This window comes from Oceanobacillus limi (assembly GCF_900111445.1).
Taxonomy (GTDB): Bacteria; Bacillota; Bacilli; order Bacillales; family Amphibacillaceae; genus Ornithinibacillus; species Ornithinibacillus limi.
In genome coordinates this window covers 216521-224143 of the sequence record NZ_FOHE01000005.1, presented here as the reverse complement: position 1 = coordinate 224143, position 7623 = coordinate 216521, and the positions used below count along the sequence as shown (strand labels likewise).

Below are 7623 nucleotides of genomic sequence, written 5' to 3'. Positions count from 1 at the left end.
AACGTTGATTCTGCCTAACGAATTGTTGATTTCTCGGACTGAACGTTGATTCTGGCTAAATTAATGGTTGATTTCTCCGATTGAACGTTGATTCTCTCGGACCACCCAACCCTTAAAAAAACTGCGGTCCACATAAAGTAGACCACAGATCTATCCGCTCTCTCTATTACATTAACATCAATAAACTTATTGCCATCACAGCCATACCACTGATTAGGCCGTAAATGGATAGATGGGCTTCATCGTATTTTTTGGCTGCAGGTAGCAATTCGTCTAGTGAAATAAACACCATGATTCCAGCTACAGCTGCGAAAATTACACCAAACATGATTTCTGATAAGAATGGCATGAGAATTAAAAATGCCACAATTGCTCCGATTGGCTCAGCCAATCCAGACAAGAAGGAGAGCTTAAAGGCTTTCTTTTTACTTCCAGTTGCATAATAAACTGGAACAGAAACAGCTATTCCTTCTGGGATATTATGAATTGCAATAGCGATAGCAATGGCAAAACCAACTGTTGGGTCCTGGATGGTAGATACAAAGGTTGCAATCCCTTCTGGAAAGTTATGAATCCCAATTGCTAGTGCTGTAAATACACCCATTTTTAATAAATCTGGATCATTTGCTAATGTCCCATTTTTCTTCATATCTTCTACTTTTTTAGGTTCGTGAGGATTGGAGCTTTTCGGTACAAAGCGATCTATTAACGCAATTAATAGCATCCCAGCAAAAAAAGATCCAACGGTTAGCCAATTTCCGCCTGGCTCTCCTAATTCACTCACTAGAGATTCTTGTGCTTTAAAGAATATTTCAACCATGGAAACGTAAATCATAACTCCTGCGGAAAAGCCTAATGCAAAAGATAGGAATCGTGTATTTGTTGTTTTAGCAAAAAATGCCAACAAACTTCCAATACCAGTAGCTAAACCAGCAAATAACGTAAACAGAAACGCTAATAGTATTTCATGTGACATTTTACGATACTCCTTTTTGTTGTACATGTTAATTAGTTTTTACCTAAGGAAACTTTTTAAGTTAGATCCATTTTATTCTATTCATCTAAAAAATGCAACAAAAATAATTAGAAAATAATTAATTTATTGGTTCTTTCCGATTTACTAATGGTAATCTTGTTGTTTTTTCATTTTGACCTGATTGGTTACTACTTCTTCTCTGTGCCATACTCTCAAACAAGCCATAAAAAAAGACTAATTCTGCTTTAAAAAACACAGAATTAGTCTATGCAAGATCTAGATGACGTGCGCCTATCTTTTCTTCTTTGCTTTTATTTTTTTACCTGGTTTCTTCTTCCCTTTTCTCTCACTGGGGACTCCACCACTAACCATCTCAAAATCGATGGCGTGTTCATCCATATTTACTGCTGTAACCTTTACCTTAACCTCTTGGCCAATCTTGTAAACCTTTCCTGTCCGCTCTCCAATCATTGCATAATGCTGTTCATCAAAATGATAGTAATCATCCGTTAGATAGCTGACATGGACAAGACCCTCAATCGTATTTTCTAATTCTACAAAAAGTCCAAAGCTTGTTACAGAACTGATGACACCCGTATATTCCTCACCGATGCGTTCAGCCATGTATTCCGCTTTTTTCAAGTCATCTGTATCTCGTTCCGCGTCCACAGCAGTACGTTCACGTCCTGAAGTATGGCGTGCAATTTCAGGCAATTTATCCTTCCAGCTTCCAATCGTCTTCTTATCCATCGTTTTTTCGATTAAATACGTACGGATCAACCGGTGTACGATTAAATCTGGATAACGACGTATTGGAGATGTGAAATGTGTGTAAAACTCTGTTGCTAAACCAAAATGCCCGATACCTTGTGGATCATATTTGGCTTGTTTCATCGAACGAAGCATTAGCTTAGATATAATCATCTCTTCTGGTTTCCCGGCAGCTTCTTCTAGCACTTTTTGTAATGCCTGTGGATGAATTTCATTTGCCGTTCCTTTCACACGATAACCTAGCCCACCTAAGAACTCAAAGAAATGCTGAAGTTTTCCATCGTCTGGATCCTCATGGATACGATGGATAAATGGTACATCCATCCAATGGAAATGTTCGGCTACCGTCTCGTTTGCAGCAAGCATAAACTCTTCAATTAAGCGTTCAGCTACAGAACGTTCTCGGATCACAACATCCTCCGCTTTCCCCTCATCATCAACAAGTACTTGTGCTTCCTTAAAGTCAAAGTCGATCGCTCCACGTCCGAACCGTTTATTACGCAGGATCTCTGCTAGTTTTTCCATATCCTCAAACATTGGAACGAGTGCTTCATATCGTGCACGTACTTCTTCGTCTTTATCCACTAATATTCGGTTAACGTCCTTATACGTCATACGCTCCGTTGTTTTAATTACACTTTGAAAAATTTCGTGATTAACAACTTTTCCTGAGGTATCTATTTCCATTTCACATCCTAGTGTTAACCGATCTACTTGTGGATTTAAAGAACAAATTCCGTTGGATAATCGATGCGGAATCATCGGAATAACACGGTCCACTAAATAAACACTTGTTCCGCGTTCAAATGCTTCCTTATCGATCGGAGAGCCTTCCTTCACGTAATAACTTACATCGGCAATATAGACACCTAATTTATAATTTCCATTCTCTAATTTTTTCACCGTTACGGCATCATCCAAGTCTTTCGCATCTGCACCATCAATCGTCACGATCGTTTCATCTCGTAGATCTCTGCGGTTGGATATTTCATCTTCACGAATGGTTTCTGGAGTTTGTGCCGCTTGATCCAACACTTCGTCAGGAAAATCAATCTTGATACCATGTTTATAAATGATGGAAAGTATATCAATTCCAGGATCATTTTTATGGCCAAGGATTTCTGTAACTTCTCCTTCTGCACTCATGCGTCCTTCCGGATATTTGGTAATTCTCGCTAACACTTTATGGCCACTTACTGCACCATTGTTTTGATTTTTGGGGATAAATATATCATTCGGAATTCGTTTATCATCCGCAATTACAAATCCAAAAGCTTTATTATCCTCATACGTACCAACTACTTCTGTTACTGCACGTTCTAAAATGCGAATAACGGTACCCTCTGGCCGGCTTCCAGATCCATCGCCCTTTTCAATTCGGACGAGAACAAGATCATTATTCATCGCAGATGCTAAGTCATTTGGATGAATATACACATCGGTTTGATTTTCATCATCAGGTATCAAAAAGGCAAATCCTTTGGCATGCATCTGAATCTTTCCACGTACTAGATTCATCTTTTCTGGAAGGCCAAAACGATTTTTACGAGTCCGTACTAATTCCCCTTGGTGTTCCAGTTCATTTAATGCTTTCACCAATTCTTTAAAATCAACTGCATCTTCAATTTCTAGTTCTTCCTCTAACTCATGAACTGCTAATGGCTTTGTTCCATTCTCTTTAAAATAATCTTTAATTTTGGTCATCATTTCATTCATCGTTTACACCTTCTTTCTTCTACTATATATTGTTAACATTTTTTGCTAAGATAATCATTCTTTCCAATCCAACGACTCTAGGAAAGCATACATATCCTCATGGAGTTTGTCCTTTTCTTTATCCAAGGTGATCACATGTCCAGATTCTTCATACCATTTTATTTCTTTTTCGTCCGCCTCGACATTTTCATAAATATATGTAGCGCTCTCTGTGTTAATCATTTTGTCTTGGCGAGCTTGTACAACCATTGTCGGTGTATAGATTGTGTCAACATTACGTTTTACATTCGTTATAAAGTTCCCAAGTTCCGTAAACATTGGTTTGGAATGATCCATAAGCGTTTCTAATTCTTGATTGATTGTCGTTTCATCTTTTCCTTCCAGTTGCTTATATTCTTTTGAAAAAGCTTTGAAACCAATCGTTAATTGTGTTTCATTATCAAAAAACATCGGAGAACACATCGTAATAATTGCTTTTATATTTTCCGAATATGCCAGTTTTAAACCCAATACCCCACCTAAAGATAATCCAGCAACTGCAATTTCTTCGTAACCAAGGTCTTTTAAGTGTTGAAAGGCTTGTTGTACATCTTCCCACCATTGGTCAGGGTTAGACTTAATCAATTCTTCTGGCGGTTGGCCATGTCCACGATAAATTGGCGCATGACTAGTATACCCTTTTTTCTCTAAGAACCTTCCCAACATACGCACATCTGCAGAATGTCCCGTAAAACCATGTAATAACAACACCGCTCTTGGACCAGCTTCAAAAGTAAACGGTTTTGGTTGTTTAATTTTCATAACATAAATCTCCTTCATTTTCCCCTAGTATCTACTCTTCCTTTTATACAATATACTAGTAGTTTTTAACAGTAAAAAACCCTTACCACCTGATGGTAAGGGTTTGAATCCTATTGTAAAACGTATGCACTTAAAAATGCTAGCACAAAAAATAGCACACCGGTAATTATTGTTCCGCGATGTAATACGAGATCAATGCCTCGAGCTTTTTGCTTCCCGAATAATTGTTCAGCTCCACCAGAAATTGCTCCAGATAGACCTGCACTTGCTCCACTTTGCAATAATACTAAAACAATCATAATAATTGCATCAATCACTAATAATACATTTACTAAACCAGCCATGTTACCATGACACCTCCTGCGCAGACAAATAGCTACTACTAACTTTAGCATAGATAGAGATAAAATATCAAGCTAATTTTTTGAAAATAAGAAAGCATTCTATCAATACAATGTATTTACTGTCCAAGTTGTCGGAACTTATTTATAATAGAAACTATAATTCAATCTTTCCATAGATAAATTCAAATATACGATATGATAATCTTGTTGATCGGGGGTAAAAATAAATGAAAGCTAATTTTTGGTTAACGATGTCAGACGAAACAGAAGTATATGTTCAAAAATGGTATGATGCTAAAAATTCTCCCAAAGCCATTGTTCAGCTCGCTCATGGAATGGTCGAACATATTGAACGGTACGATGAATTCGCAAATTTTTTACAAGAGCAAGGGATATTTGTTTATGGGAACGATCACCGGGGACATGGAAAAACAGGCAATAAACAGGGGATAATGGGTTTTTTTGCTGAGGAAGATGGTTTTTCAAAGACGATGAATGACCTCGTTGAAATAACAAATCATATCAAACAAGAATATCCTTCTACACCACTCTATTTATTCGGTCATAGTATGGGATCGTTTTTGGCTCGCATGTATATTCAACAATACAGTGATAAACTTGACGGATTAATCTTATCTGGAACAGGGTATTACAATAAAGCAAGCACACTAGCCGGAAAAAATATAGCCCTGAAATTAGCTCCTAAAGAGAAATCACCCTTCATGAATAAACTTGCCTTTGGTGGCTTTAATCGAAAAATAAACAATCCTAAAACAAATTTTGATTGGCTAACCCGAGATCAAGATAAAGTGAAGGAATACATGCAGGATGAATATAACGGCTTCATTCCAACTGGTCGATTTTTTTATGATTTAATGACTGGGCTTGATACGATCCATAACCAAAAGAACAACAAAACGATTCGCGCCGACCTACCTGTATTCATTATTAGTGGAGATGCAGACCCTGTAGGTAATTACGGAAAAGGAGTATGGAAGGTAGCTCATTTATTAACAGATGCTGGTTTAACAAATGTTACCACCATGTTGTTTGATGGGGCACGACATGAGGTATTGAACGAAGTAAATCGTAAAGAAGTTTATGATACAATTTTGGAGTGGATAGGCCATTAGTCACAAAATGTTCACATTCAAACGTTTACATATTTGCCACTTCGATTAACACCTCATCTATTACTTGAATCAACAGAAACAAACGGTTTAAAATAAAAAATAGGTCGAAATTTGAACTTTGATAGAAGGGTTGGTCGAAAGATGACGAATATCCAAGGAATTGCAGCATCATCTGGTATTGCAATCGCAAAAGCCTACCAGCTTGTAACACCAGATTTATCATATGAGAAAAAAGCAATTGAAAGTCCCGAGCAAGAGATTGAACGCTTAGAAAGTGCACTAGCAATTTCCAAACAAGAATTAGAAAAAATTAAAGCTCATACACAAAAGGAAATTGGTGATGAGCATGCGGAGATTTTCTCAGCTCACTTGCTTGTATTAGGTGACCCAGAGTTAATTAACCCCATTAAAGACAAAATTACTAACGAAAATACCATGGCAGAGGTTGCTTTAGAAGAAACAGCTAATATGTTTATTAGCATGTTTGAAGGCATGGACAATGAGTACATGCGTGAACGTGCTGCTGATATTAAAGACGTAACGAAACGCGTCATGGCTCATTTGTTAGGAGTAAGTTTTCCTAACCCAGCATTAATCGATGAAGAGGTTGTTGTCATCGCAAATGATTTAACCCCTTCCGACACAGCACAATTAAACCGTCAATTTGTAAAAGGTTTTGCTACAGATATTGGTGGACGTACTTCACACTCAGCAATCATGGCACGTTCTCTAGAAATCCCTGCGATTGTTGGTACAAAAGAAGTAACCAAAACCATTTCACAAGGAGATCTCGTTATTGTCGATGGAATCGATGGTAATGTGGTTGTTAATCCAAGTGAAGATGAAGTAGCAACCTATCGCAAAAAACAAGAAGAATTCGCCAAACAAAAAGAAATTTGGGCTGAACTAAAAGATGAACCTACGTTCACTTCAGAGGGAGAACAGGTTGAATTAGTTGCTAACATCGGTACACCGGATGATGTAGCAGGTGTGATTAATAATGGTGGTGAAGGTGTTGGCCTATATCGTACCGAATTCTTGTACATGGGTAAAAATGAACTTCCAACCGAAGAGGAGCAATATGAAGCATATAAATCGGTTCTAGAACAAATGGAAGACAAACCAGTTGTCGTACGCACATTAGATATCGGTGGAGATAAAGAATTACCATACTTAGATCTACCAGAAGAACTGAATCCATTTTTAGGCTTCCGTGCGATTCGTTTCTGTTTGGAAAATGAACATGTATTCCGTCCGCAATTACGTGCATTATTACGAGCAAGTGTGTACGGTAACTTAAAGATCATGTTCCCAATGATCGCTACAGTTGAAGAATTCCGACAAGCAAAAGCCATCTTACTTGATGAAAAAGAAAATCTAACAAACGAAGGAATTAATGTATCGGATTCCATTGAAGTAGGGATTATGGTTGAAATTCCATCAACGGCCGTCATCGCAAAACAATTTGCTAAAGAAGTTGACTTCTTCAGTATCGGTACAAATGATTTAATTCAATATACAATGGCTGCTGACCGTATGAATGAACAAGTTTCTTACTTATATCAACCATACCATCCAGCTATTCTGAATTTAGTAAATAATGTAATTGAAGCTGCTCACAGTGAAGGCAAGTGGGCTGGAATGTGCGGAGAAATGGCTGGTGATTCCATTGCCATCCCAATTCTACTGGGACTTGGATTAGATGAGTTTAGCATGAGCGCAACATCCATCCTACCAGCACGTACACAAATTAAGGGACTTTCTAAAAAAGAATTGGCTTCCTATAAAGATAAGCTATTATCCATGGCAACAGCAGATGAAGTTGTCGCGTTTATTAAAGAAAAAACCGAATAGATATTGTAAACACGTTAGGTATTTGGCC

Annotated in this window: 6 protein-coding genes; 2 read left to right on the top strand and 4 right to left on the bottom strand. The window is 37.6% G+C overall.

Annotation, left to right across the window (positions count from 1 at the left end; all coding sequences use genetic code 11):
• Positions 1-166 precede the first annotated feature (166 nt).
• The 4 genes from zupT to secG all read right to left on the bottom strand — a co-directional run bounded on the left by zupT (position 167) and on the right by secG (position 4608).
• Positions 167-976: a zinc transporter ZupT gene (gene zupT / locus BMX40_RS07840; RefSeq protein ID WP_090868550.1), complete on the bottom strand. Its 810-nt coding sequence runs from the start codon at positions 974-976 to the stop codon at positions 167-169.
• Positions 977-1267: 291 nt separating this feature from the next.
• Positions 1268-3454 (bottom strand): ribonuclease R, encoded by a 2187-nt coding sequence (gene rnr, locus BMX40_RS07835; protein WP_425287846.1) that lies wholly within the window; start codon positions 3452-3454, stop codon positions 1268-1270.
• Between the two features lie 63 nt (positions 3455-3517).
• Entirely contained in the window at positions 3518-4264 is a 747-nt protein-coding gene (locus tag BMX40_RS07830; RefSeq protein ID WP_090868546.1) for an alpha/beta hydrolase, read from the bottom strand.
• A 110-nt stretch (positions 4265-4374) separates the two neighbouring features.
• Positions 4375-4608 carry a preprotein translocase subunit SecG gene (secG, locus tag BMX40_RS07825; protein WP_090868544.1) on the bottom strand — a complete coding sequence of 78 codons (234 nt, stop codon included), beginning with the start codon at positions 4606-4608 and terminating at the stop codon, positions 4375-4377.
• Between the two features lie 227 nt (positions 4609-4835).
• Between secG and BMX40_RS07820 the strand changes: the two genes are divergently transcribed.
• Positions 4836-5741 (top strand): alpha/beta hydrolase, encoded by a 906-nt coding sequence (locus BMX40_RS07820; RefSeq protein WP_090868542.1) that lies wholly within the window; start codon positions 4836-4838, stop codon positions 5739-5741.
• Between the two features lie 141 nt (positions 5742-5882).
• Positions 5883-7595 carry a phosphoenolpyruvate--protein phosphotransferase gene (gene ptsP / locus BMX40_RS07815; RefSeq protein WP_090868540.1) on the top strand — a complete coding sequence of 571 codons (1713 nt, stop codon included), beginning with the start codon at positions 5883-5885 and terminating at the stop codon, positions 7593-7595.
• Positions 7596-7623 lie beyond the last annotated feature (28 nt).

Coding starts and splice junctions, on each gene's coding strand:
- ptsP (WP_090868540.1), top strand. CDS start 5,883: ATGACGAATATCCAAGGAATTGCAGCATCATCTGGTATTGCAATCGCA.
- rnr (WP_425287846.1), bottom strand. CDS start 3,454: ATGATGACCAAAATTAAAGATTATTTTAAAGAGAATGGAACAAAGCCA.
- BMX40_RS07830 (WP_090868546.1), bottom strand. CDS start 4,264: ATGAAAATTAAACAACCAAAACCGTTTACTTTTGAAGCTGGTCCAAGA.
- BMX40_RS07820 (WP_090868542.1), top strand. CDS start 4,836: ATGAAAGCTAATTTTTGGTTAACGATGTCAGACGAAACAGAAGTATAT.
- secG (WP_090868544.1), bottom strand. CDS start 4,608: ATGGCTGGTTTAGTAAATGTATTATTAGTGATTGATGCAATTATTATG.
- zupT (WP_090868550.1), bottom strand. CDS start 976: ATGTCACATGAAATACTATTAGCGTTTCTGTTTACGTTATTTGCTGGT.